We start from the raw sequence: 17,620 nt of genomic DNA on the forward strand, positions 1-17,620 counted from the left end.
TCCCGAGGACGATGGCACTCTTTTTTCAGTAAACGCGTGCATAATTCAGGCTAGGGGAAGCGGAAAGACACTAGCCGGGGGAGAGCTCGGACTCTTCGGCTACAAGCTTTTCAGTCTCGGCAAAAATCCTTCCAAGCTCGCTTCTCAGTGAGCCGCCATCCAGTTTTCTCTTGAGCGTTCCCTTATAGCCGAGTGAGATAGACCCTGTTTCCGCGGAGACTACGACCGCAACAGCATCAGTCTCTTCGGCAATACCCAATGCTGCCATGTGCCTCGTGCCCAGGGTCTGCCCGATGATCGGATTTTGACTCAGGGGCAGGATGCAGCCGGCAGCGACAATCATGTCCCCTCGAATTATCACTGCGCCATCGTGGAGAGGAGAGTTTGGCGTGAAGATCGTTACCAGGAGTTCGTTTGTAACCCGGGCATCAAGCCGCGTGCCGGTTTCAACGTAGTTCTTGAGTCCGATATCTCTTTCGAGGACTATGAGCGAACCTATTCTTTCCTGGGACATCTCCTCACTTGCTTTCACTATCTCCCCCAGCACACCGAATTCCTCCATACGAAGAAACGAACCAAGGAACCTATTCTGGCCGATCAGGGCGAGTGCTCTTCTCAGCTCCGGCTGGAAAAGAATCACGAATGCAACAACCCAGGCAGTTCCCAAGCTGGAGACTATCCAGTTCAGAGAATGGAGTTGAAGAAACTGCGAGATCATTGAAGCGATGATGATGACAACAAGGCCGACGAACATCTGCGCGGCTCTTGTGCCTCGAATGAGCAGGAAGAGCCGGTAGAAGAGGAAGGCGACGACTGCTACATCCAGAACATCAAGAATCCACACTTCCCTGAACCACTGCAAGGGTCACATCCTCCATGTCCAGCTGCCACGGTGAAATCTGGCGGCGAGCAGGCCTTATTCCATCGATAATTCCCCGGAACTGCAGATGCCATCCGGCTCTCGTAAACATACATCTTCTTCGGCCAAATGGTCTAGGAAAACTTTCGTATCATCCCCCTCACCAACCTCTCCCCTCACCCTACCCTCTCCCCGTGGGGGAGAGGATCAGGGTGAGGGGCGACAGGTTGAATCCTGGGATCTAACACTTCATGATCGCATTCACAATCCTCAACGCCCTTACGTTCTCCTTCACATCGTGAACCCTGACGATGTTTGCCCCCTGCTGAACCGCAATGGCTGCCGAGGCGATACTCCCTTCAAGTCTCTCATCAACGGTGAGGTCGAGTATTTTTCCGATGAACGACTTTCTTGATACTCCCACGAGCAGCGGCATTCCAAATAACTTGAACCTTCGTAAATTCGCAATCAGCTCGAGATTGTGCTCGACTGTCTTCCCGAATCCTATTCCCGGATCAAGGACGATCGATTCGGAACCAAGGCCGAAGCTCGATGCAATCCCGATTCTCTCTTTGAAAAAATCTGAAACTTCGCCAATGAGGTTCCCATAGGTTGGATTTTCCTGCATGGTTCTTGGTGTTCCCTTCATGTGCATTATCACGAGGGGCACACTGTGTTCCTTCGCAAGACGTGCAATCTCGGGCGAAGTCCTGAGCCCGGTGATGTCGTTCACCATGTGCGCGCCGCAGTCGAGCGCCTTCTCCGCAATCGAATACTTGTACGTATCGACAGAAACAGGAATGCCGGATTTCTCCAGTTCTTTTACGACCGGGAGGACTCTCCTCTCCTCCTCATCAAGAGACACGGGCTCAGCTCCCGGCCTTGTGCTTTCGCCCCCGACATCAATAATATCCGCTCCATCCTTGTGCATTTTCTCCGCGTGGTTCAGGGCGTCCTTGAAGCTGATGAATTTTCCGCCGTCTGAAAATGAATCCGGAGTCACATTAAGAATGCCCATTACATAGGTACGCAGAGAGAGATCAAAACTGAGGTCTCTTAAGCGGAGGATGGATGCGGGGGTTCCTGTGATTTCCATTCGGAAGGCTGTTTTTCTTTTGTGTTGGATAGCGGAGCAATCTCCTCTCCGCGGATGATCTTGAGAGTCTCCTCGCCGTCCAGTATTTCGCGTTCAAGGAGCGCAGCTGCAAGGCGGTGGAGCTTGTCAATGTTCTCTGAAAGGAGCTTGGTTGCCTGTTCGCTGGCGGTTTCGACTATAGCGCGCACTTCCTCATCAATAGTCATTGCGGTTTTCTCGCTGTAATCTTTGTGTTGAGATATTTCCCTCCCAAGGAAAATGAGTTCATCCCTCTTCCCGAAGGAGAGCGGCCCCAACTTCTCGCTCATCCCCCACTCGCAGACCATCTTCCTTGCTATCTCCGTTGCTGATTCTATGTCGTTAGATGCTCCGGTTGTGAACTGCTTAAGGACTAATTGCTCTGCTGATCTCCCGCCCATCAGCGTTGCGAGCGTTCTCATAAGGTAGTCCCTGGATCTTGTGTAACGTTCATCCACCGGGAGAAGGTGGGTAAGCCCCAGCGCCCTTCCACGGGGGATAATGGTCACCTTGTGGATTGGATCGGAACCGGGCTGCAGCGATGCAACCAGTGCATGGCCGGACTCATGATACGCGGTGCTTCTTTTCTCCTCATCGCTTATGATGAGACTCTTCCTCTCTGTTCCCATCATGACCTTGTCTTTCGCATCCTCAAAATCCTGCATCATTGCTTTCTTGCGGTTTCTTCTGGCTGCAAGAAGAGCCGCTTCATTCACAAGGTTTGCAAGGTCTGCCCCGGCAAGGCCCGGAGTCCCTCTTGCAAGAATCTTCATGTCCACGTCATCATCGAGTGGGATCTTTCGTGAATGGACTTTGAGGATTCCTTCTCTTCCTCTCACGTCGGGCCTGTCAACGACTATCTGCCTGTCAAACCTGCCCGGACGGAGAAGAGCAGGATCAAGTACATCCGGTCTGTTTGTAGCGGCAATCAAAATGACTCCGTCGTTCGATTCGAATCCGTCCATCTCCACAAGCAGCTGGTTCAACGTCTGTTCCCTCTCGTCGTGCCCGCCGCCAAGACCTGCTCCCCTGTGTCTTCCGACTGCATCTATCTCGTCAATAAAAATTATGCAAGGAGCATTCTTCTTCCCCTGATCAAAGAGATCTCTCACCCTGCTATTGTGCAGAAGCACTGGTTTCTCGCCCCCGAAGAACGCCTCGTTGTCGCAGCCGCAGAAGTCGTAAACGTATCCATCGTAGGGTTTGACAACAACCTTGCGGACGTACGGTTTCTTGCCCTGCGCAACGCCGTGCATGGCACACAACCAAGTTAACTCGCGGACAAGCTGCTGACTTACTGTTGTCATGCTCAACTTACCCTCTTTTGTCGTGTATCCGTCGCCGTGTGCATAGCCGCTGAGATATGCCTCGAAGTATTCCCTGGGCAAGTCCCAGAGCATATCAGGGATATGCTTGTTGTGAGAGTCATTGCCGCACTGATGCGCGAAGAACCGACCCAAGACTGCGCTCCCATAGCGGAATCGCGCCGAGTTGTCGGTCGTGAATTCGATCGCTGCTTCCAACCCGAAGACCTCACGCATCAGGGAAATGCAGTCGGCATGGAGAGCAATCTCGTGCGCGCCAAAAACGAATTCCAGGCAATTGTTGCAGTGGCCTTCAGCTGTGTAGTAACCGAGCAGCTTCATCAGTCCCGGTGTGACCTTGAGCGCTTCAGGAAGCTCAACATCTGTGTAGTTGCGGCTCAGAGCGCGGGGCATGTGCTTGCCGCTCTGCCAATGTCCTACCGTCGCCTGCGAGACGCCAATGGCACTTGCGATAGCATACTGGCTCATGGTCTCGCCCTGGGCCATCGCAAAACTGTACTTCTTTTCTGCGGCCGGATCCCCCTCCCAGACATCAACGCTTATTGGTTCATCAACGGACACGAACTGATGTCCCCGCACGCTGTGCGTTGTGCCGACAACCGGCAGGTATTCATTGCGCACTTTGATTGGTAACACAACCAGCACATCACCGGGCTTCAAGTCGCGGGCTGCTTTGGGATGAACACCATTGCGCGTGCGCACGAATACACTGTGGTCAGCGGTTGTGCTGATTACACCGCCGAGATAGTGAATCTCGCAGATTTCCGTGACGCGGTGCCTGTAAACACCCTTGATGCCGACCCACTGGCTGTGTCCGAAGAATCTTTTTGCGGAACCAGTAAACTTGGAGTCTTTCTCAGCGAATCCCAAGGTTTGTATGCCATTCACATAAACAACATTGCCTTCGGTCTCACCTTGGTAGTAGGAATCTATGAACCTGCCGATCTCGGTCAACTGCACACCTCGGTCGGTCCTCACGACAACCGGGGTGTCGCCAGTGACGGACGCTCCCACACCTACAAACATTTCGACAAAATCCGAGCCGCTCATGCTGAAAAACGGGACTTCCGCTTCGCCCGCGACCGCCTTGGCGAGAAGAGTCTTCCCGGTGCCGGGAGGGCCCAGAAGGAGAGCTCCCTTTGGGATTCTCCCGCCGAGTGTCTGGAATTTCCTCGGGTCCTTCAGGAACTCAATTATCTCCTGAAGCTCTTGCTTTGCTTCATCGGCACCCGCCACATCCTCAAACGTGACTTTGGGCCTGTCCTCGACAAGAAGCGTCGCCCTGCTCTTGCCGAACTTGAGAGCAGTCGATCCTCCGGACTGCATCTGCCGTATCAGGAAAACCCAGAAGACGAGAAGGAGAATCGCCGGAAGAGCAGAGAAAACGATGCTGCCCCAGTTTACCCCCGAAGGTTTGGAAGTTACGTTTGCATCCGGGTTCTTGTCCAAAATCCTCTGAGGGAGCTGCGGATCTTCAAAGGGTATCCATGCTACAAAATTTGTGAACTTGACGGATTTTCCCTCAACATCGACGGCCGACTCGGAACGAAGATCGCCCTTTATCTTCTTCCCTCCGATGACCACCGACTTGATATTCGAGTGATTGATCTCCTGGACGAATTTGGAAAAGCTAATTTCCTGCTCGCGGGGTCTTCCGACTGAAAAGTACTGGAAAACAATTACGGCAATAAGCGTAAACAAAACCCAGAAGGCAAGGGTCCTCATGGGGCGGGACGGAGGGATGGGAAGCCCTTTGGGGCTTGGAGCTCTGAATCTTCTCGGCTTCCGGCCTCCCTGTACCTTCTTCTTGGGAGTCTCTTTCGGATCTCTGCCTCTTTCAAGAAGCATATGCGCTACTTCTCCTTTGGCTTCCTGGCTTCGAGCACTGCCACGTATGGAAGGTTTCTATATTCCTCGTCGTAGTCAAGCCCGTAGCCAACAACAAAATCTCTTCCTATCTTGAACCCGACATACGCAAGCGGAATCTCAACCTGCCTGCATGGCTCCTTGTCAAGCAGCGTGCAGACTTCAAGGCTTCGCGGTTCTTTTGACCTTAAATAGTTTAGCACATATCTCAACGTAAGTCCTGTGTCCACAACTCCTTCAACCACGACTACATCCCGGCCTCTGATGTTGGACCGGATCTCGTGAATTATCTTTACGTCACCCGAAGAACTCGTGGCAGAGCCGTAGCTTGAAACAGACATGAAGTCGATTTCCAGCGGGATGCCCATGGCGCGGATGAGATCTATCAGGAAAACGGCTCCTCCCTTAAGAACGGCAATAAGGACCGGAAACTTTCCATCATAATCCTTCGAGAGCCTCGTCCCCATCCGGCTGACGCAGCTCTGTACTTGCTTTTCGCTCAGGAGCACACGCTCGTCAAAAAGTTCTTTTCTCGGGATTTGAGTCAACTGTCCCCCGTCCCTCCGCTGCCTCAATGGTAAGAATTCTCTTTGTTCCCGGTTCCACTCTTGAAAGATTGCCTCTGGCGACACCCACCACCCAGAGAATCCCCCTTTTATCGCAAACTATCGGCACCTTTTTCCGCTCCGAACGGGGAATCTTCTTCTCTATCATGGCTTCCTTGACCTTTTTGGTGCCGGTCTCCATGCCGAAGGGCTGAAACCGGTCACCGGATCTTCTTGCCCGCGCCAGGATCGGCAGCTCGAGTGAGTCAAAGTCAAAGAAAGCACAAGTCTCTCCCCGTGTCTCCTGGCTTGATAGGTCCCGGCCATTGGCCAGATTAGCGACCAAGGAAAGATGTGCCCACCGAATCTCAGTCGTGCCGGGGATCGTCAGCTCCTTTTCTGCTTTCTCTTCACGTGGACCTTCTTCTCTTCTCCCGTCGTCGAAGAAGATCTCAATCAAGTCGGATGTCTTCTGTGCGGCAAGCCCCTGGGGAAGAACAACCAGGCTACCAGTAGGCAGTTCGAACGCCAAACGGGAAAGAGAGGCAAGATGTTTAGACGAGATCTCCTGAAGATCACCCTTGAGCCTGCACAAGCCGTGAGCAATCGAATACGCAACCAACGCTCTATCATATTGAAGGAGGGATCTCAGATCAAGGGTTATCCTGTTTCCCTCATGCTTTCCGACTGTTGAAAACAGCTTTTCCGCCTCAGCGGACAGGTAGCCGTCAATCTCTCCGAGCACTTTCGAGTTTCTGGATAGAGTTTCTCTGAGCCCCGGGTTGAACTCTTTTTCAAGAAACGGAATGAGTTTGTGCCTGATTCTGTTCCTGGTGAAATGCGGGTCAAGATTGGAACTGTCGATCCTCCAGGGGATTCCCTTTTCTCTGAGATAGTCAAGGAGTGTCTCCCTTCTTTCACCAAGAAGAGGTCTGACGAATTTCCCTTGAACGGGAAGCATCCCGGAAAGACCCCTAAGGGCGGCGCCTCTAAGAAAATTGTGAAGGACAGTCTCGACCTGATCATCAAGCGTGTGTCCTAGAGCAATCTTGTTCAGCTTGCGCTCTGCAGAGACTCTCTCGAGAAAACTGTATCTCACGCAGCGAGCCGCTTCTTCGATAGAAATCTGTCTCTCGCTGGCCGTGCGCGCGATATCTGCTTTTTCGGTCGCGAGATGAATGTTCAATTTCCCGGCGAACTCCTCTGTGAACCTTTCGTCATCGTCGGATTCGTGTCCCCTCAGACCGTGATTAAGATGGGCTGCCTCAAGCTCGAATCCACAGGCATCTTTGAGCTCGAACAGAATGTGAAGAAGGGCGCATGAATCAGGACCTCCCGACACCGCCGCGAGCACACGATCCCCTGGCAGGAATATATTTTCTTGCCTGATGGCTTTTTCGATTTTCCCCGGCAATCTCTGGTGCATGTCAGAAATGACCTCCGGCGCTTTTTCCCATTCTTGGAGAGAAACCCTGATGTGCGAATCCGGCCTTGGAGGAATATGGTGGCGGTGCAGGGATTCGAACCCCGGACACGAAGATTATGATTCTCCTGCTCTGACCAGCTGAGCTACACCGCCAGCACGACAGAAGAAGGCAAATTCCATGAAGGAAAACCGCAGAAACTGCGCGTTAAGCGTCCCCAACATCTTGGACAATGAACCATCTAACCGCATGGACTTCTAGCCATAAGCCTAGTGTTTCAAGGCGGGCGATGTCAAGACCAAATTGAGCCGGTTCGAGGAGCTCGCAGGTTCGTCCGCTGTTATTCCTGCGCCCGGACGACCGAATTTGCCGCTGCCAGTGCGGCCCTATGAGGCCAAATGTGCCGAGATATTTGAGTCATGTGTCCCCGGATTGCAGATTAGGATTTGACACGAGAAATTTCACAACTTATACTGTGCCAAGTCATTTGATGGAACCCTCACCAAATCGCTCACCCAGGGAGGCTTTGAGATGAGCCCCAAAAGTATATTCTCTTTGGCAAGATTCAGCCAGTTCATGGGAATCGTAACATTCTTGATTCTGGTTTCTGCTCCTTGCGTTTGTGGTGCGCAGAGCCTTTCAGGCAAGGGAAGTCTTGGGGGCGCAGTCGGGGTCATGAGGATGCTTCAGGACGAGCACGTGAAAGACAAGGCCAGCATGAGAGGGATGGGGGATTTCCGGATCAGGTATTTCTTCTCCGACAGATTGGCGACAGTCATTACCACCGGTTTCGGATGGACGGGGTATCCGTCATCGAAGAACATGATAGCGACCCAGCTTCCGCTTACATTTGGCCTTGAGCTAAGGCCATATGGGAAGAAGCCTCTAATGGGCGGGAAGTTGGCCCCAAGGATCGGCTTTGGAGGAGGGTTCTACTCATGGGTTATCGAGACCAAAGCGGGCCGGAATGTGATTAAAGATCCTCAGACAAAGGCGCTGCTGAGAGCGACAGACCCGGGGGGCTATGGAGAGGTCGGTGCGGAATATCTGGCTCGCCCTAGCGTCGGTGTTTCTGCAGGTATGCTGTATCACTACATACTTTCAGCGAACGAAACCGAATTTCCGACTGCTTTCGGCGAGGACGATGCCTTCTTACAAGTGAGAGTCGGCGTAAACTACTATTTCCCGATCGAGAAACTGAAGAAGAGGAGTTGAAAAGAGTCAAAAGAATTCAATCAGGGCTTATTGATAGATACTCAAATGCATATATGTTTATATGGTCTTCCCAGTCAAAGCCTGCAATGAGATTGAGTCCGTTCAAGATGGCCGGCCTGAGGTCGAGGGTGTGTAGTTGAAAAACTTCGAACTTGCCCTGAGTTTCGACGATATCCTTCTTGTTCCGCTCCGGTCAGAGGTTACCCCGCGAGAAATAAATGTGAATACCTTCCTCACGCAGAGAATCCGTCTCGGGATTCCGATTATATCGGCGGCCATGGATACCGTTACCGAAGCACCGCTCGCAATAGCCCTCGCGAGAGAAGGCGGGATCGGGATCGTTCACAGGAGGTTCGGGATCGACGAGCAGGCCACGGAGGTTGGAAAAGTAAAGAGATCAGAGAGCGGGATAATCAGGGATCCTGTTACGCTTTCGCCCGACCTGCCTGTGAGAAGAGCCCTCGAGCTTGTGGCTGAGTTCAAGATTTCAGGTGTCCCGATAACCAGGCACGGAAAACTGCTGGGTATTCTAACTGCCCGGGACCTTCGGTTTGTGGATGACCTTGAAAGCCCGGTCTCCAAGTTCATGACGAAGAGCGGCCTCGTGACGGCGCCGCAGGGCATCTCGCTTGAGAAAGCAAAGAAGATGCTCAGGGAGAAGAAGATCGAAAAGCTGCCAATAGTTGACAGCAAAGGGAATCTCAAAGGCCTGATTACGCTCAAGGACATGATGAAGGAGGTCCAGTTTCCGAATGCCGCAAAAGATGAGCTCGGACGGCTGAGAGTCGGCGCGGCCATCGGCGCGATTGGGGACTATGAGGAGCGCGCGGCTGAACTTGTCAAGGCACATGTGGACGCACTCGTCATAGACAGCGCTCACGGTCATTCAGTCAGGGTCATGAAGGCAGTGAAGAGACTGAAGAAGCTCTTCCCATCGACGGATGTGATTGCCGGGAATGTAGCGACCGGCGAGGCGGCAAGAGACCTTATCAAAGCCGGGGCTGACGGAATAAAAGTAGGCGTCGGGCCTGGCGCAAGCTGTACGACGAGGGTCGTCACAGGAGCCGGAGTGCCTCAGCTTACCGCAGTGATGGAGTGCGCGTCCGCGGCCAGGGAGGCAGGCACTCCCGTAATCTCGGACGGCGGAATTCGCTATTCCGGAGATATGACGAAGGCGCTGGCCGGCGGGGCTTCATCGGTGATGATCGGAAATCTGTTCGCTGGAGCGCAGGAGAGTCCCGGCGATGTCGTGCTTCTGGGAGGGAGGAGTTACAAGATTTACAGGGGCATGGGCTCCCTCGGAGCGCTCTTTGGCGGACCCAGGGACAGGTACTTCCAGGAAAGGGAAACCAAGTTCGTCCCGGAAGGCGTTGAGGGAAGAGTCCCCTTCAAAGGGGACCTTGCTCTCATTGTCTATCAGCTCATCGGCGGTCTCAAAGCCGGCATGGGTTATGTGGGCGCAAAGAACATTGATGAGCTCAGGAAGAAAGCACGCTTCGTCAGAGTCACCCGGGCAGGTTTGAGAGAAGGTCATCCCCACGACATATTCATTACCAAGGAAGCACCGAACTACGGAATTAGCTGAAAAAGAATTCCGTCGCCTCAATCGCTCTAACACTCATCTATTTCTAGAGAAAACCTTGAATAAGGACGAGAACACAGAAGTCCTGCGCAGTATTGCCACAGAATTGGGAATCCCTGTTTTCGGCGTTGCCGATGTGAGAGGAATCAGGGACACCTTCCTGATTGAGCCGCGCTCGATCATTGACGGACTGGACTACGCAATAGTAATCGGTATGAGACTGAGCGATTCCCTGATGGACAGCCTGGTCGATAGGCCGACAAAGACGTATCAGTATCACTACAGGGAAACAAACAGGTTTCTTGACAACGTTTCTCTGAGGCTGGTTTCGGAAATTCAGAGACAAGGAAAAAGGGCATTTCCAATTCCTGCTTCCCAGATAATAGACTGGGAAAAAAGGCGGGGACATCTTTCGCACATTCTGGTGGGCGTTCATGCCGGCCTCGGGTGGGCAGGGAGGAGCAGGCTGCTTGTCAATCCGCTCTATGGGGCAAGAGTCAGGTATGCGACGGTTCTTACGGACATGCCGCTCGCATGCGCTGGCGTTCTCGAATTTGGATGCGGGGAGTGCCGAGCATGTATTGTCGGCTGTCCCGCCGGCGCAATAGGGGAAACCAGGGAAGAGTTCAATTTGCAGAAGTGCCTTGATACGATTCGTCTCTTCGTGAAAACGGAAAACATCGGCACAGAAATCTGTGGCCTGTGCGTGAAAGCATGTCGCGGGAAGAAAAATGCTGTCTGAACCCAATCGTGTCCTCATAATCGCCGGGCTCTTAAGCAGAGAAGAAGGGCTTTTCGGAGAGGCCGAAGAGCGTCTTAAAGAGAGCTTTGGGCAGGTGCTGAAGAGAAGCGAGGAGTTCCCCTTCGATTTCACACAATACTACGAGCGCGAGATGGGTAGTCAACTGCTCAGATGCTACCTGGCCTTTGACAAGCTGGTAGGTCCCGATGATCTCCCGCGCCTCAAGGAGTTCGGCTCGAGTTGCGAGCGGAATTTCGTGGTAGAAGGAAAACGGAGAGTGAACATAGATCCGGGATATCTGGACGTCCTGAGAGTCGTGCTCGCTTCAGGAAAAGATTCTCCTCACAGAATGTACATTGGAGGTGGAATTTACGCGGAGATTGAATACCTGTTCATCAAGGGAAGCTACTCGCCGCTTGCCTGGACATATCCTGACTATAAGAGTGAGCAAGCGATAAGTTTCTTCAATAGCGTGCGGAAATCCTATCTTGAGATTCTGAAGAGGTCGAAGCCTTCGGGATGACCTTTCCCTCGGGCCGGTGCCGCAAGCTCCTCCTGACAGCACCCTGCCTGCCTGGTTCAAGAATGGTGGGCTAGAAACTCACCGGGTGAGAAAATAGAAAAACTTGGAACGGCCATCCCCGTCCATTCCAAGTTTTTCAACAGCAGCCAGACTTCTAAGAAACCGCTCAAATCCGTGCGCTACGACTCCGGAAGGGAGAAACTGAATTTCGGATTCATCTCCTTGATTTCATCTGCTACTAGATGCATCTGCTTCTCGACTTGAAAAGAGTGAGTCTTCTTCCACTCACTGTAAAGATCCAGCAGCCTGTTTTGTTTTTCTCTTATGACTTCCTTCTTCTCCTCTTCGTTCACTGACCTCTCCAACTGATAGAGCTTCCCCTTCGAGAGTCTGTCGAGGAGATTCATGTATTCGCCTCTCATATGAGAGAGAACCTTCATGTACCTTTCGAATCCAACCGAGAGTTTTTCAAGAACATCGGATATAGCCGGGTTCTTCTTGTTTACCACTTGACTGAAAGTGTACGCAAAATGATAGTAAGTCTTACCCCTTCCTATGTACGCTTCTTCACGGTGAGGAGACTGACCTGGCTTTGCGCAGAGCGCCGTCGGGTTATCGAATATCCCGATTGAAACGAGAAGGAAATCAGCGTTCGTTTTGTAGATTCTGTACTTGAGTCTTGCATCGGTTGAATTGGCAAGCCGCCTGAAAACCTCAGTATCGTACTTTGACAGATACTTCTTTGCCTCTTCGACGTAGTCGGGATTTATGAACGAATTGAGAAGGTGCGCAAGATAGACGTTTACGTCTTCATCCGGGTCCGTCTCAGGGGTGAGTCCAGTCTCAACCTTTGAGTAAAGCAGGCAGTTGAGCATGAAATAGTAAGTCGGCTTTACGGATCTGTCTCTTGTCTTCAGGTCGTAGTACCCACGATTCACCATTTCAAAGACCCCCTTTCATAAAGGAGTGCGAGGTGCGAGGGATTCGCCTTCTTGCTCGCTTCCAGACTGCCTCCCGTCTTCACTCATCTCCTTTTGTTTAGGCGCAAAAACCCTAAACATCTCTGGGGTGTCACACTGAACACAAATACACAATGCATGTGCCGTGCCATTCCAGCAACTCTGTTGCCATGACGGCAACTTATTGAGATGTGCGGAGTTAGTCCGATGTGGCACCTTGGCCAAAGCGGTCAAATAGGGTGATATCGGGTTTTCTTGGCGAAGTTTTCCGCAAGATGTGTGGGAAAGCGCCCGAATTGTGGGAGCTGCTGAAGCGGCGGCCCGGACTTCCTTATTTTACTTGGGATTCCAGCTCCCCGTCTTGCGTTCGGGTTCTCTCATGATGCTCATTTTCGTCCCCAGTAAACTTCTTTTTACAGGCATGAAAGCGAGAGCGTCAACCGGGATTGTGCATAAACTTAAGACTACCCTGGAGGGCACCCTCTCACAGCACGCAATCTCTTTGAAGTCAACGGAGTTAAGAAATGAGGAAGGTCTAAAAAGAGTTTCTAAACTTTGGCACAATGCTTGCCCTAAGACTCACGCGAGAATCAATGCAAAACACATGATTGAGAAGTCTCGCTGTGAGGCTCGTGCTCCCTCCGGCGAGCCAGGGGAGGGCAGGATGTTCCGGGTGGAAGATGGGAACCGTCGGGGAGACGGCAGGTGAGGACCACCGCAGGCGTGGGGAACCATCTTGCCCTCCATCTGAATCTCCGAGAAATTCGGTATGCTCTGGGAGATTCAGGCAAGAGGGACGTCGAGAAGATCTGGTGGAGATTGAGTGGCGATTCGTTGCATGGCCCAGGGGAGCCAGCGATTCAGTGAGAATTCCCGACTTCAGGAAGGATTGTTGAGGACTGATTGGACCGCGGAGATTCGAACTTCCCTTGACTCCGTTCTATTAAAACAACTCGTACTTTACCAGTCTTCCATCAAGACCGCCTGTTTTCAACGGCTTTTTCCACGCCGGTTTCAGACCGATCTTTTTGATAAATTCCCGTTCACCGAAATAAATATAGGCGGCAGAACCTTTGCATTTCTTCTTCAAAAAATCCCCGAGTGCTTCGTAAAGAAGATCAAGCTCCTGCCTGTTTCCCATACGAATGCCGTAAGGAGGGTTTGTTATGATGACACCATTCTTCAGTCCTTCGCTATTCCTGAAATCAAGTATTTGAAGTTCTATTCTTTCTCCATGCGGCAAGTTCCGGATATTTGTTCTTGATATTTCAATTGCCTCCGGAGATATATCACTTCCGGCAATAAGTCCCTCCGGCAAATTACGGATGTGCCGGTCCTGTTCTCTCTTTACATTTGTCCAGAGTAAATTGTCATAGTCCGGCAAGAATGCAAATCCGAAGTTATCACGAAAGATACCGGATGGAATTCTGCAGTAATGCAGCAGAGCTTCACTGAGCAAAGTCCCGGAACCGCACATGGGATCATAAAGCGGGACAGATCCGTCCCATTTTGTATATCTGATAATCGCCGCGGCAACAATCTCTTGCATCGGGGCAGACAGGGAAGCTCTCCTGTATCCCCGCCGGTGAAGAGAACCTCCCGACATGTCCAGACTGATCACAGCTTTGTCATGTCTTATGTAGAGGTTCAGCCATACATCCGGACTTCTTGAGTCAACATCAGGCCTTTGTCCGGATACTTCGCGGAATGAATCGACGATTGCGTCTTTCAAACAAAGAGATGCATAATGTGAATTAGTTATCTTGCTGTTCGATATATTGCCGAAAACAGCAAATGTATTGTTGAGAGAAATAAAATCCGCCCAGTTGATCTGTTTTGCCTTCTTGTATAAGTCATCTGTAGAGCAGCAACTAAACGACACAAGAGGCGCGAGTATTCTTGAAGAAAGTCGTGCGGAATAATTAATGCGGTAGAGCGCTTCCTTATCGGCGCTAAAATAAATTCCTCCATATTCGGGGGTGATGTCCTGCGCACCAAGTTCAGACAATTCCTGAGCCCCTAATTCCTTTATCCCGTCTGGAAGTTGTGCAAAGTAACGTCTATTTCTTTGATATTCATACATAAAGGAAATGTCCGGGAAGAAAACGAACGGCGAGCCTGGGCCCGCCGTTCGCCCTGATTCCAGCAGAGAATTACAGACTATTCATACACCCAGGTATAATCGGCCCAGATATCGCTTGTGCCGGCGTCAGCGACCGCTTCAAATCCAATCTTTACATCAGATTGGTTGGCCGCTCCCGGGATGGCAATGGTCTGTATCTGCCATGTGCTGCTCGGTGTTGTACCCAGAGTCGAAACCGTGCTCCAATTTGCCCCGCCATCTGTTGAGATTCGGAGCCTCAACACATCTGTGCCCGTCGTGTTCACGTAGGCGAACCGTACTTTCGGCGCAGCAGCGGAGCTCAGGTTTATTATCGGACTCTCGATTCTTACCGTATTCCCCGCTACGGTGCCTGAACCAAAAGATGCCGTTGCCGTGGCATCATACGCTACGTTGCCAAGGGGAGGTGCTTGCCCGGTCAGTGGATTTACGCGCTGGACCCAGTTTCCAGTGCCGACCACATCGACTCTAGTCCAGCCAGCTGGAGCCGCTCCGCCCGATCCTGTCCACACGGCCTCAAAGCCCTCGAAGAAGTACATCGGGAACTTGTAGACATTCGCCCCGCCAGCGGTATCAAGGGCATTGCCATTCAGGTCTGTCACTGAGGTTCCAACTGTCAGCGTGGGCTGTGTGGCTCCGTTAGGTTTCAACCCCCCACGCGGTGACACGGTGAGCCGGACCACCCATGCGCTGAGTCCAGCATTCCAACCAAGATAGTCAGCTTTGGTCACGGTAAGAGCGGGCGACGTGTTTGTGAAAACGTATTTCGTCGAAGGATTGTCTTCTGCCGAAGAAATAAGCAACGGCTCGCTGAACGGAAGGGTCATGTAGTAAACGCCGTTGGCCTTGGCTGCCGCAGATGTCGAATCGATGCTGAAAGAACCCCACACCACCGTTGGCTTCTTCGAATCACTGACCTCGATGATATTGCTTGCAGTGCCCTCTACGAGATCCCTACTAAGGCCTGTGACTTTGTACCTTACCGATCTGGCCGCATACGGGTCCGGCCATGTTCCGGCATAGAGAACCGGGCTGGTTTCCTGGAATTGCGTTTTTGTATAGTTTGTTCGCAGCGTGTCAAAGGATCCGCCGCCAACACTCCTGTATATGTTATAGGCACGGGCAGTCGCATCAAAGCCCCATGCAAGACCGACTGTTCCGCCCCCGACATCCAGCGGATCAAACGTACCCGGGATGGAACGTCTTACCAGGACTGGTGCTCCCGGTACAGTCGAAGACCCGTTTGTAGTCAACCTAAGAACTTCAAAATCGCCCGTGATATTCGCGTTGTTGACCAATCCCCTGCCTGATCGATCCAGAATGTTAGCAGCAGTGAAAGCCGTGCGCGCATCAACGCTGTACTTTGCCGATCCAATGATACCCTGGGGAGTTACAGTCAGCTGCGTGAACGAGGAGTTCCACTGGGCAGTGCGCGGGATCGGTCCGGCTGGCGCGGTCGGCGCCTTATATCCGTCGTAGATGAAAACAATGCCGTCGATTATTGTGCCGTGCCCGGGCGGAAGATCGGTGCGAGTATACGGCGTTTGCTTGACAGGTTCAGAGAACGTATAGACGATCTGAAGGTCGGTGGGTGAAACGTCTGAATTGTGCTGTGGGGTTATTGATGTGACGAACGGACTGATGTTGTCCACTGGACTAAGCACAATTTGCTCGGCTTGAACCTGAGCGCGCAAGGAATCAGACGTGGAATTACAGATGAGCGTAAAATAACCCGGAGCAGGCAGGCCTCCCTCAAGGGATCCATCTGAGCTTTGCGCTCTTATGGCCACGTTTATCCCGCTTTCCACGTTCCTAAAGGAATAGACGCCGTTCACGGTAACAGTGTCGGCAATCAAAGTTCTCATCATTTGATCAAACAGCATGACTATCGCGCCATTCACCGGCTGCATGTTCTGATCAACAACCTCGCCGGCGATTCTGGTATTAAGCTTGCTCACCTGGAAATATATGCTGGACGTGAGATTGTCCGAGAGGCCGACAAAAGTCACGAGAGTGTCTACGAAGTAGTAATCCTTGTAACGGGGGCTGCCCCCGGGAATGGACTGGTTTACGTCGACAAATGACAATGTGAAAACGTATCTGCCTGTTACGACCTGGACATCCGACCTCCGTATTGAATCGGCTAATCCCGATGCGCTAATGGGGATATTGGCAAAGGAAAGACTGCCGCTACCATCAGAAGTCGCGGTGACAACTACACCATTTGCGCCAACAGATGCCAGTACTCCCCCGACAGGCCGGTCAGTGCAGCGGTCACGAATCTTCACGGTTATCGATCCGGTGTAGGCGTGCCTGAGGGTACCGTCCGGCTGCGTCGGAGAAACCTCAATCTTGCGCGTGCATCCAGAGATGAAGGCCAAGAGAATGCAGATCGACACAAAAGACACGACCAACAGAATTGACTGTTTCATGATTCCCTCCTGATTTGCACTTCCTCGATCACATCAGCCCCTAATCAGAAAAAGGTTCGTATCCCAACGTTCGCGCTTGACTCATCAACAACTGCAGTTTTGCCGAATTCTGTCGGCCGTCTCTGGAAAGTGAAACGCCAGCCTCCGTCCACTGCCCATGTCTTGGAGACGTAGTACACCGCGCCCACAGTTCCTCCCCATAACCAGCTTGGCTCCTCGGAGTCGTAGGATGAAGTGTAGGATTTCATGAGCGTATACCCGCCCTCCAATCCCACATAAGGAGAAAGGCGTTTCTCCAGAAGATTAGGCGATACGAGGTGGAGATTCAGAGCGACGCTTCCGGAGATGAAAGTCGTAGAAGTGTTGGTCTCCTTTGGAGACATGGTTACAGGATCATAAGAATATTCGCTATTCTCAATTCCAAAGGCGCGCGCCCCCAGAGCAAGCTCCAGGTTCTCGTACAAAAATTTGCCGATAGAAATACCCACGCTTCCATTTTGTGTGAATGCAGTATTGCTGTAAGAAAGATTCAGGAGAAGAGATGTTGGAGGATGGGTAAAACCTCCCTGATTGCTTTCCTGACCGTAGGAGACTGCGGCAAGCAAGATTATTGCAGGAAGAACTAGCGCTACGGCAGAGAGCAAACCTCTTGGCATAACGGAAATCCGGTTCAAGGCACTTTCCCTCCGGCTCCCAGACAACGATTCTCTCTGAGCCCTAGTTTGACACTTGGCAGACTAGGAGTGACCCCCCGAGACTGGACACGGGAGACGGCGCACCGAAATTGCCGTCTCTCTCCACTCGCATCCTATCTTAGCACCAGTAATTTCTGCCTGTTACCGAAAATCTCACACGCCATCCTGTATGAACTTGTCTCCACTGTCAAGACTGGAATTAGATCGTTATTATGCC

Annotated in this window: 13 protein-coding genes and 1 tRNA gene; 4 read left to right on the forward strand and 10 right to left on the reverse strand. The window is 52.0% G+C overall.

Annotated features, from left to right (window positions below; genetic code table 11):
- Positions 1-70: 70 nt before the first annotated feature.
- The 6 genes from cdaA to QME66_09810 all read right to left on the reverse strand — a co-directional run bounded on the left by cdaA (position 71) and on the right by QME66_09810 (position 7,288).
- Positions 71-862: a diadenylate cyclase CdaA gene (gene cdaA, locus QME66_09785; protein MDI6809257.1), complete on the reverse strand. Its 792-nt coding sequence runs from the start codon at positions 860-862 to the stop codon at positions 71-73.
- A gap of 238 nt (positions 863-1,100) precedes the next feature.
- On the reverse strand, positions 1,101-1,955 hold the full coding sequence (gene folP, locus QME66_09790; GenBank protein ID MDI6809258.1) for a dihydropteroate synthase: 855 nt from the start codon (positions 1,953-1,955) through the stop codon (positions 1,101-1,103).
- Positions 1,916-5,146 carry an ATP-dependent metallopeptidase FtsH/Yme1/Tma family protein gene (locus QME66_09795; protein ID MDI6809259.1) on the reverse strand — a complete coding sequence of 1,077 codons (3,231 nt, stop codon included), beginning with the start codon at positions 5,144-5,146 and terminating at the stop codon, positions 1,916-1,918. The genes folP and QME66_09795 overlap by 40 nt, the downstream gene beginning before the upstream one ends.
- Before the next feature lie 5 nt (positions 5,147-5,151).
- Positions 5,152-5,712 (reverse strand): hypoxanthine phosphoribosyltransferase, encoded by a 561-nt coding sequence (gene hpt / locus QME66_09800; protein MDI6809260.1) that lies wholly within the window; start codon positions 5,710-5,712, stop codon positions 5,152-5,154.
- Complete coding sequence (tilS, locus tag QME66_09805) at positions 5,681-7,135, reverse strand: tRNA lysidine(34) synthetase TilS (GenBank protein MDI6809261.1); 1,455 nt, start codon at positions 7,133-7,135, stop codon at positions 5,681-5,683. The genes hpt and tilS overlap by 32 nt, the downstream gene beginning before the upstream one ends.
- A gap of 76 nt (positions 7,136-7,211) precedes the next feature.
- Positions 7,212-7,288 (reverse strand) — tRNA-Met (locus tag QME66_09810).
- A 376-nt stretch (positions 7,289-7,664) separates the two neighbouring features.
- Between QME66_09810 and QME66_09815 the strand changes: the two genes are divergently transcribed.
- The 4 genes from QME66_09815 to QME66_09830 all read left to right on the forward strand — a co-directional run bounded on the left by QME66_09815 (position 7,665) and on the right by QME66_09830 (position 11,195).
- Positions 7,665-8,348 carry a hypothetical protein gene (locus QME66_09815; GenBank protein ID MDI6809262.1) on the forward strand — a complete coding sequence of 228 codons (684 nt, stop codon included), beginning with the start codon at positions 7,665-7,667 and terminating at the stop codon, positions 8,346-8,348.
- Between the two features lie 136 nt (positions 8,349-8,484).
- Positions 8,485-9,933 (forward strand): IMP dehydrogenase, encoded by a 1,449-nt coding sequence (gene guaB / locus QME66_09820; protein ID MDI6809263.1) that lies wholly within the window; start codon positions 8,485-8,487, stop codon positions 9,931-9,933.
- 55 nt (positions 9,934-9,988) lie between these two features.
- On the forward strand, positions 9,989-10,672 hold the full coding sequence (locus tag QME66_09825) for a hypothetical protein (GenBank protein ID MDI6809264.1): 684 nt from the start codon (positions 9,989-9,991) through the stop codon (positions 10,670-10,672).
- Positions 10,662-11,195 carry a DUF4416 family protein gene (locus tag QME66_09830; protein MDI6809265.1) on the forward strand — a complete coding sequence of 178 codons (534 nt, stop codon included), beginning with the start codon at positions 10,662-10,664 and terminating at the stop codon, positions 11,193-11,195. The genes QME66_09825 and QME66_09830 overlap by 11 nt, the downstream gene beginning before the upstream one ends.
- Before the next feature lie 179 nt (positions 11,196-11,374).
- Here QME66_09830 and QME66_09835 read toward each other — a convergent pair whose 3' ends face one another.
- The 4 genes from QME66_09835 to QME66_09850 all read right to left on the reverse strand — a co-directional run bounded on the left by QME66_09835 (position 11,375) and on the right by QME66_09850 (position 17,364).
- Positions 11,375-12,136 carry a hypothetical protein gene (locus QME66_09835; protein ID MDI6809266.1) on the reverse strand — a complete coding sequence of 254 codons (762 nt, stop codon included), beginning with the start codon at positions 12,134-12,136 and terminating at the stop codon, positions 11,375-11,377.
- Between the two features lie 961 nt (positions 12,137-13,097).
- Positions 13,098-14,237, reverse strand: a complete 1,140-nt coding sequence (locus tag QME66_09840; GenBank protein ID MDI6809267.1) for a class I SAM-dependent RNA methyltransferase — start codon at positions 14,235-14,237, stop codon at positions 13,098-13,100.
- A 77-nt stretch (positions 14,238-14,314) separates the two neighbouring features.
- Positions 14,315-16,708: a choice-of-anchor J domain-containing protein gene (locus tag QME66_09845; GenBank protein ID MDI6809268.1), complete on the reverse strand. Its 2,394-nt coding sequence runs from the start codon at positions 16,706-16,708 to the stop codon at positions 14,315-14,317.
- A 44-nt stretch (positions 16,709-16,752) separates the two neighbouring features.
- A complete protein-coding gene (locus QME66_09850) occupies positions 16,753-17,364 on the reverse strand; it encodes a hypothetical protein (GenBank protein MDI6809269.1) in 612 nt (203 codons plus the stop codon).
- Between the last annotated feature and the right edge of the window lie 256 nt (positions 17,365-17,620).

The organism is Candidatus Eisenbacteria bacterium (assembly GCA_030017955.1).
Classification (GTDB): Bacteria; Eisenbacteria; RBG-16-71-46; order JASEGR01; family JASEGR01; genus JASEGR01.